15 protein-coding genes are annotated in these 15,533 nt (G+C 57.9%); 7 read left to right on the forward strand and 8 right to left on the reverse strand.

All coding sequences use genetic code 11. The annotated features are described in order from the left end of the window. Window positions 1-174, forward strand: coding sequence for a hypothetical protein (locus tag D5261_RS05855; RefSeq protein ID WP_165864144.1), 174 nt, complete (start codon window positions 1-3; stop codon window positions 172-174). Here the strand turns inward: D5261_RS05855 and D5261_RS05860 are convergent. The 4 genes from D5261_RS05860 to D5261_RS05875 all read right to left on the reverse strand — a co-directional run bounded on the left by D5261_RS05860 (window position 171) and on the right by D5261_RS05875 (window position 4,901). Beyond that, window positions 171-2,576, reverse strand: coding sequence for a M56 family metallopeptidase (locus D5261_RS05860; protein WP_119321121.1), 2,406 nt, complete (start codon window positions 2,574-2,576; stop codon window positions 171-173). The genes D5261_RS05855 and D5261_RS05860 overlap by 4 nt on opposite strands. Continuing rightward, window positions 2,573-2,962, reverse strand: coding sequence for a BlaI/MecI/CopY family transcriptional regulator (locus tag D5261_RS05865; RefSeq protein ID WP_119321122.1), 390 nt, complete (start codon window positions 2,960-2,962; stop codon window positions 2,573-2,575). Before D5261_RS05865 ends, D5261_RS05860 begins: the two co-directional genes overlap by 4 nt. A gap of 116 nt (window positions 2,963-3,078) precedes the next feature. Continuing rightward, the gene (locus tag D5261_RS05870; protein ID WP_119321123.1) at window positions 3,079-4,293 is read right to left on the reverse strand and encodes a PAS domain-containing protein; all 1,215 of its coding nucleotides are present in this window, start codon (window positions 4,291-4,293) and stop codon (window positions 3,079-3,081) included. Then, entirely contained in the window at window positions 4,290-4,901 is a 612-nt protein-coding gene (locus D5261_RS05875; RefSeq protein ID WP_119321124.1) for a RedB protein, read from the reverse strand. The genes D5261_RS05870 and D5261_RS05875 overlap by 4 nt, the downstream gene beginning before the upstream one ends. 124 nt (window positions 4,902-5,025) lie before the next feature. Here D5261_RS05875 and D5261_RS05880 point away from each other — a divergent pair, with 124 nt between their 5' ends. Continuing rightward, window positions 5,026-6,093, forward strand: a complete 1,068-nt coding sequence (locus tag D5261_RS05880; RefSeq protein ID WP_119321125.1) for an NADH:flavin oxidoreductase/NADH oxidase — start codon at window positions 5,026-5,028, stop codon at window positions 6,091-6,093. Window positions 6,094-6,268: 175 nt separating this feature from the next. Here the strand turns inward: D5261_RS05880 and mscL are convergent, their stop codons facing one another. The 4 genes from mscL to D5261_RS05900 form a co-directional block, all read right to left on the reverse strand. Beyond that, a complete protein-coding gene (gene mscL / locus D5261_RS05885; RefSeq protein ID WP_119321126.1) occupies window positions 6,269-6,676 on the reverse strand; it encodes a large conductance mechanosensitive channel protein MscL in 408 nt (135 codons plus the stop codon). A gap of 127 nt (window positions 6,677-6,803) precedes the next feature. Then, window positions 6,804-7,622, reverse strand: a complete 819-nt coding sequence (locus tag D5261_RS05890) for an SMI1/KNR4 family protein (RefSeq protein WP_119321127.1) — start codon at window positions 7,620-7,622, stop codon at window positions 6,804-6,806. A gap of 72 nt (window positions 7,623-7,694) precedes the next feature. Next, entirely contained in the window at window positions 7,695-8,528 is an 834-nt protein-coding gene (locus D5261_RS05895; protein ID WP_119321128.1) for an SMI1/KNR4 family protein, read from the reverse strand. A gap of 102 nt (window positions 8,529-8,630) precedes the next feature. Further along, entirely contained in the window at window positions 8,631-8,873 is a 243-nt protein-coding gene (locus D5261_RS05900; protein WP_119321129.1) for a hypothetical protein, read from the reverse strand. Window positions 8,874-9,182: 309 nt separating this feature from the next. On the opposite strand from D5261_RS05900, the gene pyrG reads away from it, so the two are divergent. From pyrG to D5261_RS05925, 5 genes are all read left to right on the forward strand, one after another. Beyond that, window positions 9,183-10,928, forward strand: a complete 1,746-nt coding sequence (gene pyrG / locus D5261_RS05905; RefSeq protein WP_119321130.1) for a CTP synthase — start codon at window positions 9,183-9,185, stop codon at window positions 10,926-10,928. A 200-nt stretch (window positions 10,929-11,128) separates the two neighbouring features. Next, window positions 11,129-12,079, forward strand: a complete 951-nt coding sequence (locus tag D5261_RS05910) for an AEC family transporter (protein WP_125205936.1) — start codon at window positions 11,129-11,131, stop codon at window positions 12,077-12,079. A 197-nt stretch (window positions 12,080-12,276) separates the two neighbouring features. Then, a complete protein-coding gene (locus D5261_RS05915; protein ID WP_125205937.1) occupies window positions 12,277-14,361 on the forward strand; it encodes a TIR domain-containing protein in 2,085 nt (694 codons plus the stop codon). Between the two features lie 32 nt (window positions 14,362-14,393). Beyond that, entirely contained in the window at window positions 14,394-14,867 is a 474-nt protein-coding gene (locus D5261_RS05920; RefSeq protein WP_119321133.1) for a TIR domain-containing protein, read from the forward strand. A gap of 11 nt (window positions 14,868-14,878) precedes the next feature. After that, window positions 14,879-15,490 carry an Nmad2 family putative nucleotide modification protein gene (locus D5261_RS05925; RefSeq protein ID WP_119321174.1) on the forward strand — a complete coding sequence of 204 codons (612 nt, stop codon included), beginning with the start codon at window positions 14,879-14,881 and terminating at the stop codon, window positions 15,488-15,490. Window positions 15,491-15,533: the final 43 nt, after the last annotated feature.

Consider the following 15,533-nt stretch of genomic DNA (forward strand, 5'->3'; position numbering starts at 1 on the left):
ATGCTTAAGTACATCCCCATCTTCGCCAGCGCCGCGGCGCTCTGGTTTCTGATCAATACGATCTACTCCATGTCCACCAATAACACGCACACGAACTGGCAGCTCGGCGAAATCGCCGGCTGCCTAATCGTGCTGATCTTCGGCGTCAAACACGCCTACAAGACTCATCACTAGCCGCCATCCCCATACTCCATTTGGAAGCCTTTGTCGGCCGCCCCGGAGCCTGCCTTGCTCAGCGGCAAGTCGAACCAGCGTGTTTGAGTGAGCGCTTCCCACGCCCTCAAAGACAGCTCCCCCTCGCCTGTCACGACAATCGCATTTCCCTTATGCTCAATTCGGTCTATCCGAACTCCCGACGGCAGGTAACCTTGCAGCGACGTGACGCGCAGGGGCAGCGGCAGCAGCCCCTGGCTGGGGCTAAAGTAAAAAGGCTGCGATTTCGCCAGGATCCCATCTTTGCCGCAGGCGCTCACCGTCATCGTGTAGATTGAGCGGCGGTGCAGGATGGGATTGCGCCCATTGAGCCGCATTTCCAGCGCTCGCTCCGAGGATCCGGCGGCGAACAGCGAGCTTTGCAGCAGCGGCTCAAAGGAAGGTTCCGAAGGCGTGCTGGAGCCCATCGTGACATTTGGCCTCGGATGATACGCCTCCAGGATCTCCATCTGATAGGAGGACGCCTGAGGATACGACTTCCAGGTGATCCGAAGATGATCCCCCGAGATCGATGTCGGCCGCTCATAAGTCCCGCGCGGCGGCGTCTCGCTCCCCCACTCCACATATGGCCGGGCCACCAGTGGCGGGAGCGCGCCGATCTTCGCGCGAAACGAGCACCAGCCTCGCCCATAGCCGGGCATCGCCACGCTCATCGTCTGTTTCACCCGGTCCGTCACCGATGGCGGCGCGCCGTTCAAGCCGTTTTGACTGCGGTCAGCCCAGCCATACCACCGGCAGCCGGCGCTGTAAACCGGCAGATAAAAACATCCGTCTTCATCCGTCCAAATCGGCCACGTCTGAAACGCCATCTCCTCGCCCTGCGAGCTATCGCCAGGCGGCGCGGGATATCCAATGCCCATTCCCAGCTCATACCCGGCGATCGGGCGGCCATCCGCGTACTGAACGCGCCCCGCGAGGATGGTGGGCGCGGCGGCGAGCGCGCTGGCCAGCAGCGCCCGGCTTTGCGGCTGCTCTCCGTTTTGCCAGAACCAGGCCGCGAGCAGATATTGGATTTGCGCGGAGTGGGGATCTTTGGCCAGCAGCGCCTCCAGCGAGCGCTTGAGCTCAATCGGCGGCCCATGGCCCGGCTCCATGCTCAAACCGAGCGTGCTGCATGCGGTCTCAAGCTCCTTTGAGCTTTGGAGCGCCGCGCGGCGCGCTTCCGGAGTCAGCGGCCGGGGCTGCGCATTCCCCGGCAAATAGCGCACGGGCTCCACGCTCCAGCCCTGCCGCGCAGCCAGCGTGAACCGGCGCGCATATCCTGGCTCCGGGCGCCATCCATAGTCCGTTTGCGCGGCGACGGCGGCCAGGGTCACGACGGCGGCGGCCGTCAGCCCCAGGATCAGCGCCGCGCGCAGCGGCGCCGGGACTCGCACGCGATGCGCGGCGCCATCGAGGATTTGCAGAATCCGCCGACCTAAGGTGGACCGAAAGGAAACGACGCCCACGCCAAGCGCCTGGGGCCGCACGGTTCGGGCTTCGGCGATCTTCAAAAGGCAGTCAGCGTATTCGCGTGGGACGACGCCCGGCGCGGCGAGCGCCTCCTGATCGCACAGATCTTCCGACGACTGCTCCATCGCGCGGCAAAGAAGCCAGAGCAAGGGCTGCGGCCAGAGCAGCGCCGTCGCGATGCGCGACGCCAGCAGCCAGGCGCAGTCCCGCCGCCGCCAATGCTCCCGCTCATGCGCCAGAACCGCCGGCAGGCAGATCGAACCAGGATCGCTTTCGAGCGACGCGGGAATCCATAGCGTCGCGCGCAGGATGCCGGACAGGAACGGCGTTTCAATCGCGTCGCCGGCGCGGATCTCGATCGGCGGGGCGCCGGCGAAGGCGCAAAGTTCGGCGGCGGCCACAACGACCGGCCCGCGCGTAACGGGATCGCATTCCTGACGCAGGCGCGACAGCGCCATGGCGGCGCGCAGCAATCGCGCGAGCAAAAACACGGCGCCTAAAAGCCAGACGCCGATCACGGCGACAGCCCCCATTCCCGGAAGCCGCGTCCACGGGACCGGCGGCTCCTCCACGAATGGCTTCTCGGCCGGAGGCGGGGCTTCGGGATTCCAGCGCGGCGCGGAGACCGCGCCGGCCGCCGATGCGGAGGCCGTGATGGAGATGGGAGGCGCCGCGACCATGAGAGGGGCGGGGTGGTCCGAGACAGCGGGGGAAAGGATCAGGACGCCCATTGTCAGCAGAAGCGTCGCCCGAGCGATCAGCGACGCGCAGGCCGCGCCTCGGCGCCGCAGCAGCCACCCAAGCGCTAACCCCAGCGCCAGAAGCAGGGTCGATTGCAGCGCCAGGACGCCGGCCCGCTGCGCGGCGTCGGCGGCGAGGCCCGACAGAGCGTTCCAGAATGGAGGGATCATGGCTTCCCTCCCGGCTCCGCCTCGTCGATCAATCGCCGGAGCCGCTGAAGCTCGTCTTCGGAGACGGATTCGTGTTTGAGCAGATGGGAGACCAGCCCTGAAACGGAGCCGCCGAACACGCGCGTGAGAACATCGCGCGCGGCGGACCGGGCGATCTCATTTTGCTCCGAGAGTGGTCGGAAAACAAACACGCCGTCGCGCACATCGTGCGTGACGGCCCCCTTGGCCTCCATCTTTCGCAGCAGGGTCTGCACCGTGCTGTGCGCGATCGCCCGCGACTGGGACAGCTTCTCCGTAATCCGCCGCGCCGTGGCTTCGCCGTCCTCCCAGAGGACCTGCATGATCTCCAGCTGCACCTTCCCCAGCGATACCGTGTCCTTCGCCATAGTCACCTCCGTTTACCCTGGTAAACCTAATCAGAGTTTACCAGGGTAAACGAACGATGTCAAGAGGGTTTTTCGCCGGGCGCGCTTTCGCTGCGGGAAGGCGCGAGGAACCAGGATCAGGCGGCTCTGGCGATTCCTTCGGGCATGGCGTCCCCACCGGCGTGCGCCGGCGTTTGCGGCTCATTGTCAAGCAGATCGGTAATGTCGATCAGCACGCCGTCCCAGAAAATGCTCCCATCGGCCAGCTGCTCGGGATGCGCTCCGCCTCGGATCCATACGACGCCGCCATTGGGTATTTGTAATCGCCCCTGCCAGCGCCAGGGCTTTGCGTTTTCGGTGGAGAGGCGCAGCGTTCGCTCGAAGTCCGCTCGGTCGTCTTCATGGACCGTGTCGGCGATCCACGAAGGGTGCGCCCGCAGGTACGCCGCGTCGACGCCGTAGATATCGCGGCACCCGTCGCTGACGAAAATGAACTTCATCTGCCCATCTGGGAAACTGAGGACTTGAAACACCATCCCCGGAACACTGGCGCAGATTTGGCGATATCGCACTTCGCTGTCGCGCAGTCCTTCTTCGATGGTCCGGCGGTGCGTCACTTCCCGGCGCAGATACAGATTGGCTTCGGCCAGATCCTTCGTGCGCTCCTGCACCCGGGCCTCCAGCTCCACAACGCCCCGCTCCACTTCGGCGTGGGCCGCCTCCAGGTCGGACTGACGTTCGGCGATCTGGCGCATCTCCCGCACGCCATGCACACAGGACATCACCAGGAAAACATCCTCGAAGACCACCCAGCCGGCGTGCTCCACCCAGCGCCAGGGATCGGACACGACAATACCGTAGATCGAACGCGGCCAGAAAATGCCGCCCAGGAGGTGCTCGGCGGCGGTGACGGCCGTCGCGGTCATCAGGACCCGCCAGTCGCGATAGAACGCGACAAACGCCAGCGAGCCGAAGACATGGAAATGCGTTTCGATCCGGCCTCCGGTGAGATGGATCAGCAGCGCGGACATGAGCATCTGCGCCACCGCGATGGCATGCCGCGTGACCGCCTTGCCGGGAAAGTACAGCGCAAGGGCGACCGGCAGCGAAACGATCACCGCGCCGAGAAAGATCGCGGCAAGCAGGTGCGGATGGACATAACTGCTGGCGCCATCCCAGGCGCGCGGCGAAACAACCAGCGCCGTGACGATCCCCGCGACCCACTCAAACAGTAAAAGCCCCGCGAACAGCCGGTCCGTGCGCCGATAAATCGCCTCATGATGGTTCTGATAAAGCGTTTGCACGCGCGGCGCAATCGCATCACTCGATGGTGTATTCGTATCGTTTGTCATTGCTCTTTCCTGAGGACAGACTCATTCTCCAGCGCGCATCCAAAGACAGGACTCCCAGAGCGGGGAGACGTTCCGGTCAGAACGAGGGCGGCGACAGCGTCTTCTCCGTCGTTATCCCCTTCATGGCCACGTGAACCGGTGAGGCCGCCCGTAAAAAGAAGCCGTCCATCCGCTCCGTACAAGATCGCTTCTCCAGAGACCTTGGCATGCAGACGGCGCGCCCAGGCGCCGCCCCGATCGCGGCGCACCGCAACTCCGGGGATCGCCGCCGCGTCGCGCCAGAGATCTCCTTCGACCCAATCCGTGGTCGCTCCGGCCGGCGAGACAAACACCACCGTCGCGCGCAGCCGCTCCCCGCAGCGAGCCATCAGTTTGGCGAGTTCGGTCATCGTCGCACGGGTGCAGGGACATTTGGGGTGCGCGAACACCAGCAAGGTCGCCGTGGCGGCCTGAGGAGCGCGCGCGGGCGGCGTCTGCGCGTGCGCCGGACGCGCGTCATAGCTCCACAATGCGGCGAAGCCCACGCACAACGCGGCGCACCAGCATAACGCCGCCGCCGCCCATCCCGCCGCACGCCATCGCGCGCTGATTTGAGAAATACGAGTCATCCCGGTAAGGTTATCGGTGGATTTTGGGAAAGCCTTTAGGGCGAAGATGGGGAACCGAACAGGATGAGTTCTCGTTTATGCAGTGAATAACGCAGAGAATTTTGAACACCAGAGGAACCGATCAATGGCCGAACTTTTTGACCCGCTCACCCTGCGCGGCGTGACGCTTCGCAACCGTATCGGCGTGTCGCCGATGTGCCAGTACAGCGCCGTGGACGGCCTGCCGAACGACTGGCATGTGGCGCATCTGGGGGCGCGCGCCTACGGCGGCGCTGCGCTGGTAATCACCGAAGCGACCGCCGTGGAAGCGCGCGGACGGATCACACCGGGAGACACCGGCATTTGGTCGGACGCGCACACGGAAGCGTGGTCGCGCATTACGAAATTGATCCACAACGCCGGCGCGGTCGCCGGAATCCAGCTCGCGCATGCGGGGCGCAAGGCCAGCACCGCCGTCCCCTGGAATGGCGGCAAAGGCGTTTCAGACGCCGATGGCGGCTGGGAGCCGGTCGGCGTCACCAGCGAGCCGTTCGAACCGAACTACCGCACCCCGCACGCGCTGACCGTCGCGGAGATCCATCAAATCCAGACCGCGTTCCGCGACGCCGCCGTTCGCGCCGACGCAGCCGGCTTCGACTGGATTGAGATCCACGCCGCGCATGGATACTTGCTCCACACGTTCCTGTCGCCGCTGACCAACACACGCGCCGACGAATACGGCGGCTCCTTCGAGAACCGCGCCCGCTTCCTCACGGAAACGGTCAAAACCGTCCGCGAAGTCTGGCCGACGGAAAAAGCGCTCGCCGTCCGTCTCTCCGCCACGGACTGGGTCGACGAGGGCTGGACGCCCCAGGAATCCGTCGCCGTCTCGCGCATCTTAAAAGATCTGGGAGTAGACCTGATCGATTGCAGCTCCGGCGGCATCGCCCCCGGAATCAAGATCCCGACCGGCCCCGGCTACCAGGTCTTCCTATCGGACACCGTGCGCCACGACGCCGGCGTCCCCACGGCGGCGGTCGGCATGATCACCGAACCCGACCACGCCGCACAGATCATCCACGACGGCCAAGCCGACCTGGTGTTACTGGCCCGCGAATTCCTCCGCGAACCCAACTGGCCCATCCTCGCCGCCAAAGCCCTTGGCAAGGCCGGCGCGGTCCCGATCCCCGTGCAGTACGAGCGGGCGTTTTAGGAGGTCCTCATTCTAAGGCGTCCAGATGCCCCCCGGCCCCCACAGGGGTGCAGACCATATTGTCGAAAGCGTGACGAAGATCCAATCTAGACACGTTAACAAATCTATGGTCTGCACCCCCTGTGGGGGCCGGGGGGCATCTGGAGCTTCTCGTTTACTTCGGCAGAGTAAGGGGCTACTTCGCCACTTCCGAGGTGCAGAAGGCGCAGCGGGTGGCGGCGACGGGGATGCTGCTGAGGCAGTAGGGGCAGTCGCGGGTGGTGGCGTCGGCGGGCGTGTCGGTCTTGCGGCGAGCCATCAACCAGTTGACGGGTTTGACGACGAAGAAGAACACTACCAGCGCAACCAGCAAAAAGCTGATAGCTTGGTTGAGGAAGTCTCCGATCAGGAACTTGCTGCCGTTCACCGCGAAGCTGACATCACCAAGACTGACTTTACCGGGAATGCCGATGATGGGGGTAATGATGTCCTTGGTGAACGCCGTCACCACGGCCGTAAACGCCGCGCCGATGACGACGCCGACGGCCAGGTCCACCACGTTGCCCCGCAGGACAAAATCTCGAAATTCTTTCGCGACGCTCATAGATGCTCTTTTCTAGCGCAGTTTGTTGGGATGACTGCGTCCAAGCGAAACTGGGCGAAGGTGAGGTTAGGCGTCTGTCACAAGGACATTGCCACCGGCGACAGTATGAACCGGCGGCGAAAAGATGTCAAGAGTGGCGTTCGCCTTCAAACCGAAAGTCGTGGCTTCTGAGATAGGCTTGGATGAGGGCAGGCGTCGGATCTTGGGTTTGAGCGTCGTAAGAAATTCGCATGGTATTGCGGCCGCCAGCGTCACGGCGATGGTAAACATAGCCGCCGAATCGCCGAAAGAAAAACGTATGGCTTCGCTGTAAATGCGTTGTGTCCTGCATCTGGCTATCCAGCATCGCGAGCGTCCTGCGAAGCGGTGTGGAAGAGGGGCGATTTTGTCGTTGCTGCTCGTGGTCCAAGATATACTGTGGGTCATCAAGGGAAAAGAGCCAGTCTTCGAGGGTGCTGGAGAAATCAGGCGTAATTGCGCAAGCCTGCATCCTGGCGCGATCGCGACTCGATTCGAAGTATTGAAAGTCACTGTTGCTTTCGCCAAGCGCTTCTCGGGCGGCGCTCATCAGCCCGCCGTCGATTTGTTTAATTTCGCTGCTGTGTCGAGGCAGGATGCACACACGGTCGGCAGCCTCTGGGTCAAAGACAAGATAATCGCCATTGGTAGTGTACGCGAAAACGATCATGTTTTGGAGAGTTTGAGCGTCGCTATTCCAAAAATGAGCGCTGTCGATCAGCATCTTTTGCATGGCGGCGCGATCCTTGAGAATTTGGCTTGGGGAAAAGACATAAAGGAGATTGCACAGCTCTCCTTCGCCCAGAGTGGTGACATACTCAGCGTAGCCGTCGGGGAAGGCGCATCCGAGCTGCTGCTGGGCGGCGAGGACGTCGGCTTCGGAGGCAAGGGTGAGTTTTTCGGAGACGCGATAGACATCGGCAAACATGGGGGTCGTACTCCTCTCGGCCTTCCGAGAAAAACGCCAACGGCGTCAGCATGAACCTGCGGAAAAGGGTTGTCAAGCGTGGTGCTCGCCCTCGTACACAAAGCCGTGCGCCCTTAAGTATGTATGGATCTGCGCAAGCAGGGGGTCTTGAGATTGCGCGTCATAAGAAACGCTCACGAAATTTCGGCCAGCCGTTTCGCGAATATAATGAATGTAACCGTCAAACCGCCGAAAGAACATCATAATGTTTCTTGGGAGGTCGGTCGTCTCATGCGGCTTTCCGTTGATCCATAGAAATGATCTTTCTGCTGGACCCGCCTTAGGATGGCTTTGTCTCACCTGAATGTAATCTACCCGATACTGGGGTGTCCCCAGCGTAAAAAACCAGTCTTCGTAGACACTCGTAAAGTCAGTGATCATATTGCGCGCTTGGATATAGCTGCGGTCAATATAAGATTCGAAGTATCGAAAATCCGTCGCGATTTGGCCTAGAGCTTCTCGGGCAGCAGCCGCTAAACCGTCCCGCACTTGCGCGATCTGATCGTCATGCCTTGGCAGAATATAGAGGCAGCCAGGATCGTCGGGATGGAAGCCAATGTAGTCCGAGTCGATCGTATCCGCAATGATGATCAGTTCAGGCAGACGCTGCGCATCCAATTCCATCCCCTCATATGTCCAAAAATGCGTGCTCTTGATGAGCATCTGGCGGATGGCGTCGCGCTCTGCGAGTATTCGGTTTGGCAGGTAGACGCGCACAGAACTGCAGAATTCACCTTCGCCCAGAGTTGTGACAAATTCAGCGTAGCCGTCGGGGAAGGCGCATCCGAGCTGCTGCTGGGCGGCGAGGACGTCGGCTTCGGTGGCGAGGGTGAGTTTTTCGGAGACGCGATAGACATCGGCAAACATGGGGGCTCCTCGCAAAAAAATTCGCAGGCGGTCCGGCGTGGGACTGCCTGCGAATTTTTCAATCGTTACAACTTGAGAGACGGCAAAATGGCGGATTGGGAGTTAGACCTGCGCGGGTTCGCTGGGGTTTTCCGCTTCTTCGATGCTGGTCGCCAGCGATCGCTCGACGGCGCGGGTGGCCTCGCCGACGGAGTTGGACGCTTCTTCGATCCGCTTGCCGCTGACCGGGCAGATGGCCCAGGCTTTGACCTTGCTGGGTTTCTTGACGCCGATCTGGTTCGTTCCGCCCATCACATAGGTAATTGTGACGGTGTGTTCGCCGACTTTTGCATCATACGACGCCATGTTTGTGTCTCCTCACGTGTGTTACAAAAGAGTTTCGTTGACACTCGTTCGGAATCCTGCCGGCATGGCGCCGAATTCCGAAATCGTCTAATCTATTGTACCAGATCTTCGCCACATTTCGTTTCGGCGCCCTTGCCAAAGGGCGAAGCGATGTGATACAATATTCGGGCGCGAAGGATCCCTTGCGATCACCTCCATGCGTGCAGCCTTTCCCCATGCGCCCCAAATTTTAAGCACGACGTCTCTCAGACGCACGGCTTTGTCACGCCTTTATAATTACGCGCGGCTGCGTCACGCCGCAGGAGCTCTATGGATACATCGCCCGCCACGAACGGCGCTTCGGCCGCTAAGAAAAATGGTTCTCACCCGACAAAGTACATCTTTGTCACCGGAGGAGTCGTCTCCAGCATCGGCAAGGGAATCACGACCGCCAGCCTCGGACGACTGCTGCGCAACCGCGGCTATTCCGTCACCATGACGAAGCTGGACCCCTACATCAATGTTGACGCCGGGACCATGAACCCCTACCAGCACGGCGAAGTGTTCGTCACCGACGACGGCGCGGAAACCGACCTGGACCTGGGACACTATGAGCGCTTTGTCGATATCAATCTCACCCGCGATTCGACGGTCACCACCGGCCGGGTCTACTCGACCGTGATCGCGAAGGAGCGGCGCGGCGACTATCTCGGCGGCACCGTGCAGATGATCCCGCACATCACCAACGAGATCAAGGAGCGCGTGATTGGCCTGGGCGAGAAGTCCGGCGCGAACGTCGTGATCGCCGAGATCGGCGGCACCGTCGGCGACATCGAGGGCCTGCCGTTCCTGGAGGCCATTCGCCAGCTCAAGAAAGACGTCGGCGCGGACAACGTGCTGTACGTCCACGTCACGCTGATCCCGTATATCGGACCGTGGGGCGAGGTCAAGACCAAGCCGACCCAGCACTCCGTCATCAAGCTGCGCGAAATCGGCATCCAGCCCGATGTTCTGATCTGCCGCACGCAGTCGAATATCAGCGATGAGATGAAAGACAAGATCAGCCTGTTCTGCGACGTCGAAAAGGGCGCCGTGATCGAAAATCAGGACGTGGATACGATCTACGAAGTCCCGCTGGTCTTCGAGAAAGAGGGCCTGGCCGATCTGGTCGTCCGCCGCTTGAAATTAGACGAGACGCATCCGAACCTCGACGAATGGGTGGACCTGGTCCGCCGGGTCAAGGCGCCCAAGCACCAGGTGAAGATCGCGGTCGTCGGCAAGTACACCGGCAACGGCGACTCCTACATCTCCATCGCCGAAGCGCTCGGCCACGGCGGCATCGCCTCCGACGCCGGCGTGAAGATCGAGTGGATTGAGAGCGACGATCTGGAAGAGGACGGCATCGACTTCGCGGCGCGCTTCGCGGAGACCGACGCCCTCGTGGTGGCCCCAGGCTTCGGCGCGCGCGGCGTCGAAGGCAAGATCCAGGCGATCAAGTACGCCCGCGAGTCCGGCCTGCCCTTCTTCGGCATCTGCTACGGCCTGCAAATGGCCGTCATCGAGTTCGCCCGCCACGGCTGCGGCCTGACCGACGCCAACACGGAAGAGGTCAACCCGGATTCGCCGTACCCAGTCGTGCATATCCTGCCCGAGCAGAAGCATGTCGTGGACAAGGGCGCGTCGATGCGCCTGGGCACCTACCCCTGCCACCTGACGCTCAACAGCATCGCGGCGAAGATGTACGGCAGCGACGTGATCGAAGAGCGCCACCGCCATCGCTACGAAGTCAACAACGAGTACCGCAAGCAGCTCGGCAACGCCGGCATGGTCTTCAGCGGCGTCTCGCCGGACTATCGCCTGGTGGAGATTGTGGAGCTGCCGCAGGACGTCCACCCGTACTTCATCGCGACTCAGTTCCACCCGGAGTTCAAGTCCCGCCCGAACCGCGCGCATCCGCTGTTCGCGGGCCTGGTCGCCGCCGCCCTGAAGCGCCGCCAGGATTTGGACGCCAAAAAGCCGCGCGTGACGGCGACGCCGGTGGATGCGCTCGAAGAAGCCGCCGTGCAGGCGTCATAAACGATTGGCCGTATTTGCCGCCACAACAGAAGGCCGGCGAATAAATTCGCGCCTATAAAAACGGTCATCCACCTGCGTGGATTTCAGAGCCTACGGCACAAGCATAAGCGCCTTCGGCGCAAGATCTGAACCCGCGCAGGCGGGTGACCGTACTTTTAGACCGGGTGCCCTCTGGGCGGTCATTCGCCGGGTATTCTTCATTGACCGTATTCGCCGCGACGCTCACCGCGCTCGCGCCCTTATTCGCCCTGATCCTGCTTGGCTACGCCCTGAAACGGGCGCGTGTGCTCCATAGCGCACACGCGCCCGTTCTCAACGGCCTGGTCGTGAACGCCACGCTCCCCGCGCTGGTCGTCCACGGCCTCGCCACAGCCCCCGCGATCCCGGCCCGCGCCTTCTGCGCCCCGCTCGCCATCTTCCTGACCGAACTCGCGCTCTTCGCCCTGATTCTCACCTTCGGCCGCATCCTGCGTCTCAGCCGCCCCCGCCTCGGCGCGCTCCTGCTGGTCGGAACCTTCGGCAACACCGGCTTCCTCGGCTACCCGATCACCCTGGCCCTGCTCCCGCACCAATTCCCCACGGCCATCCTGATCGACCAGTTCGGCATGACCGTCCCGCTCACGATCGCCGCCGCCCTCATCGGCTCCCTCTACGGCAGCGCCCAAACTCAGGAAGGCGCCAGCGCCGCCCTGCTCCGCCTCCTGCGCTCCCCCATCCTCCCCGCCCTCGCCCTCGGCCTCCTCGCCCACTTCCTCCCGGCCGCCCACGCCTTCCTCGCCTCCCCCCTCGGCCAGATCCTCGACAAAACCCTCGGCTACCTCGCCCAGGGCACCACCCCGCTCGTCCTGCTCGCCGTCGGCCTCGCCCTGCGCCCCGAAGCCGCCGGCAAAAACGTCCTCCCCCTGCTCCTCAGCTGCACCCTCAAACTCCTCATCTCCCCCTTGATCATGCTCCCCCTCAGCCGCCTCTTCGGCCTGCGCGGCGACCTCCTCACCATCAGCATCCTCCTCGCCGCCATGCCCACCTCCGTCATGTCCTCCGTCTACTCCGCCCACCACGACATGGACGGCGACTACGCGGTGGCGACGGTGTTCGTGTCCACCCTGCTGTCCGCGCTGACGATCCCGTGGATGCTGTCGCTGGCGCGGTGAAAGCAAACGAGTTCAGCTAGCAGAACAACTGTTGCAAGAGCAAGAGGATACTAGGATATACTCTTCACTGAAACTCATTTTCTCGGCTTGAAAGTCAATAATTATTGAATATGCCGTTTGTCGAGAATTTGTGATATTATAATAAGAAAGCTGGATACGGATCATCTAAATTACGGATTCAATGTGAGGACGAAAATTTGTCAAATGACACAGGCGGCAATCTTAATCCATTACACTTTCAACCAGGAATCAACATTTTTGTTGTTTGGGCACCACAGACTATGGACGGAAGGGATATCTCTGAAGGTAGTGGTTTAGCAAAAAAAATCTACGCTCATTTCTGCTACGATACTAAGAATCCACTCTTCGGAGGGTTGGCAATTCCTGTCTATTTCCGTTCAGCACCATATGGCGTCGAAGATAATAGTTCACCAAGGCCTATTGACTTTGAAAGCGCTGAGCGAACTATCGTCATTATTCTTGTAGACGCTGAGATGGCACTGGGGGCAACTTGGGAATCATATATTAGTGATATAGTAACCAAAGTAGAACAATCAAATAGGCAACACTTAGTTCTACCTGTAGCACTGAGTCATGGCGCGTTGAATTTTGAGCCGTTGCGCTCTAAAAACTCCATTCGATACTACAAATTCTCCGAACTATCGAGTTGGCTACAATTACGATTGTGGTTAACTAACGAGATTGCTCGCCATTTTCGTACTAATTTGAATAAAAACGAAGAACATGAGCAGCCTCTTAGCCCACCTCCAGTCCGTATTTTTTTAAGTCACGCAAAAATCGATGGGCGTGATGAAGCGCTCTTAATGCGTCAATGCCTAGACAAAATTCCATCAGTTCCATTTTTCGATGAAGTCGATATTGGCCCCGGTTATGATATCGCGAGTGAAATCATTGAACGAATCAAAGACGCGACTGTAATCGTTTTTCTTACAGATATGTATTCAGATCGCCCTTGGTGTCAAAAAGAGATTTTAGCCGCTAAGAAATTTCAGCGCCCAATAGTAATAGTAGATGATCTACAAGGAAAAGTCTTCCGCAGTTTTCCATATCTGGGTAATGTTCCCACTATTCGAAAGTCGAAGGGGGATGAAGCCGAAATCCTCAGCCTTGCGTTAGATGAGGCATTGCGTCACATGGTGCTCAATCATAACATGGCACAAACAATTCAAAATAATCCGCAATTGAAGCACTCCAATTTTCTGATGCGTGCTCCTGAAGCATCGGATGGCGGTGCATTTGCAAAAATGGCACCTGCTTTAGAGGAGACAACATCCGCTGATCCTGTGACAATTTTTTACCCAGGTCCCCCATTAGGCCCTGATGAGATGAACTTGCTCCAATACGTCTTCCAGGGACGTTATCACTTTGCTACTCCTATATATCGCGACGGCATCGAAAGGTTATCCAAGTGGACTGTCGGAATTTCGATTTCAGAAAGTGAAGAATTAGTAAATTTAGGCTTTTCTGAGATGCAACTTGCTGAAGCGATGTCACGGATCGCCGTCTATTTGTTAGCTGGTGGTGCAGTTCTCGCATACGGAGGAGATTTGCGTGCAGGTGGGTTCACCGAAGTGCTGACAGACATTGTTGCAACCTATAACTCATATGGCAACGAAGACTTCAAACCCATAGAAAATTATCAAGCTTGGCCTTTTTATCTTGCTGTCACACGTAATCGTGAGGCTGAGCTTTCTCGTATCGCACATCTACACCGTATTCCTACACGAAGTGATGTCAAAGCTAAATTCGAAATTGAACCAGATCAGGAAAATTCTGTCGCTAACTCGGAAAAGTTGCTGATTATTACTCAATGTCTTACTCAGATGCGCCAGGCTATAAATGAAAAAGCTAATGTAAGAATCCTAATGGGTGGAAGATTGACAGAATTTTCCGGCGTTTTGCCTGGCGTGTTGGAGGAAGCATATCTAGCTTTAGATTCAAACAAACCGCTATTCTTAATTGGAGCTTTTGGCGGCTGTAGCCAGGCAGTGATTGATTTAATCTGTGGGCAAGATTCTCCAGCATTGTTTACAGCTTTGAATAGTAGAGATAGTAATATTATTGACAAGTATCAAAAAATTCTTGAAGAACCAGAGCGATTGAATTACGATTATATAAAACGTTTTTTTGCTGACTGCGGTGTGCGCTCATTAAACAATGGATTAACAGATGAACTCAACAGAAAATTATTTACAGAGCAAGATACACACCGGATAATTTCTTTAATTTTACACGGCTTAGACAATCTTTCGTTACAGTAAAATTCACATTATAGTTTTGGAGGCAATAAAACTTGCAAAAAGACACATGTCATATTTTTATAAGCCATATCCACGAGGATGACCCTAAGCTAAATAATATGAAAACTTTGCTAAAAAAGCATGGTTGCACTGCAAAAGATAGTTCAATAAATAGTACAAAGCCCAATCAGGCGAATAATGAGATTTATATAAAGAATAGCATATTAGCTCCACGCATTAAGTGGGCAGGAACATTAGTCGTTCTGATTTCGCCGGGAACTCGTGATAGTAAATGGGTTGATTGGGAAATTCAGTATGCTCACCGTCTTGGAAAGCGGATAGTCGGCGTATGGGATTACGGTGCAAATGAATGTGATGTACCTCGAATGCTCGATTTATACGCAAATGCGGTTGTTGGATGGCGGGGTGAAAGCATAATAGATGCTATTTTTGGAAAAACAGATAACTGGGAAACGCCTAACGGTGGCTCTAGGCCCGAGCGAGATATAGCTCGGCATAATTGTTAAAAATGTCAGCTATGAGAATACATTCTTACGTTTTAGACCACGACTATGGGTTTGCACCTAATCCATTCCACGGGTTCTGCACACTAGCAACATGTAAGCCAAAGATTCGGCAAGTTGCAGAAGTTGGTGACTATGTCATCGGAACCGGCTGTGCTAAACGCCACCGCACTGGTTATCTCATTTATTACATGGTTATTGAAGAAATAATTACCTATGATGAGTACTGGGGTGACACTCGGTTTCAGCGTAAACGACCAAATCTACGCGGAAGTAAGATGCAGGCATTCGGCGATAATATTTACCACTTAGATCTAGGCACTGGCTTATGGGTGCAAGAAAATTCCTTTCATAGTTTAAAAGATGGAAGCATAAACAACATTAACCTACAGGACGACACAAAATCTATTAATGTATTAGTAGCTTCAGATTTTGCATATTGGGGGGGAAGCGGGCCTCTTATTCCATCTGCATTCCGTAACTTTCAAGGATATGACATATGTGCAAAGCGAGGGCATAAAAACCGTTTCCCCGATGCTCTCGTTCAAGCTTATACTAAATGGCTGTATTCCTTTCAGGCAACAGGATGTTTAGGCGATCCGCTGGACTGGATCCGTAGCGATTAATGTCAATCTTTGATATATTGTCGTAAGCTGTGAATTAAGAATA

The sequence above is a fragment of the Capsulimonas corticalis genome, from assembly GCF_003574315.2.
In the GTDB taxonomy this organism is placed as follows: Bacteria; Armatimonadota; Armatimonadia; order Armatimonadales; family Capsulimonadaceae; genus Capsulimonas; species Capsulimonas corticalis.

Coding starts and splice junctions, on each gene's coding strand:
- D5261_RS05855 (WP_165864144.1), top strand. CDS start 1: ATGCTTAAGTACATCCCCATCTTCGCCAGCGCCGCGGCGCTCTGGTTT.
- D5261_RS05860 (WP_119321121.1), bottom strand. CDS start 2,576: ATGATCCCTCCATTCTGGAACGCTCTGTCGGGCCTCGCCGCCGACGCC.
- D5261_RS05865 (WP_119321122.1), bottom strand. CDS start 2,962: ATGGCGAAGGACACGGTATCGCTGGGGAAGGTGCAGCTGGAGATCATG.
- D5261_RS05870 (WP_119321123.1), bottom strand. CDS start 4,293: ATGACAAACGATACGAATACACCATCGAGTGATGCGATTGCGCCGCGC.
- D5261_RS05875 (WP_119321124.1), bottom strand. CDS start 4,901: ATGACTCGTATTTCTCAAATCAGCGCGCGATGGCGTGCGGCGGGATGG.
- D5261_RS05880 (WP_119321125.1), top strand. CDS start 5,026: ATGGCCGAACTTTTTGACCCGCTCACCCTGCGCGGCGTGACGCTTCGC.
- mscL (WP_119321126.1), bottom strand. CDS start 6,676: ATGAGCGTCGCGAAAGAATTTCGAGATTTTGTCCTGCGGGGCAACGTG.
- D5261_RS05890 (WP_119321127.1), bottom strand. CDS start 7,622: ATGTTTGCCGATGTCTATCGCGTCTCCGAAAAACTCACCCTTGCCTCC.
- D5261_RS05895 (WP_119321128.1), bottom strand. CDS start 8,528: ATGTTTGCCGATGTCTATCGCGTCTCCGAAAAACTCACCCTCGCCACC.
- D5261_RS05900 (WP_119321129.1), bottom strand. CDS start 8,873: ATGGCGTCGTATGATGCAAAAGTCGGCGAACACACCGTCACAATTACC.
- pyrG (WP_119321130.1), top strand. CDS start 9,183: ATGGATACATCGCCCGCCACGAACGGCGCTTCGGCCGCTAAGAAAAAT.
- D5261_RS05925 (WP_119321174.1), top strand. CDS start 14,879: ATGAGAATACATTCTTACGTTTTAGACCACGACTATGGGTTTGCACCT.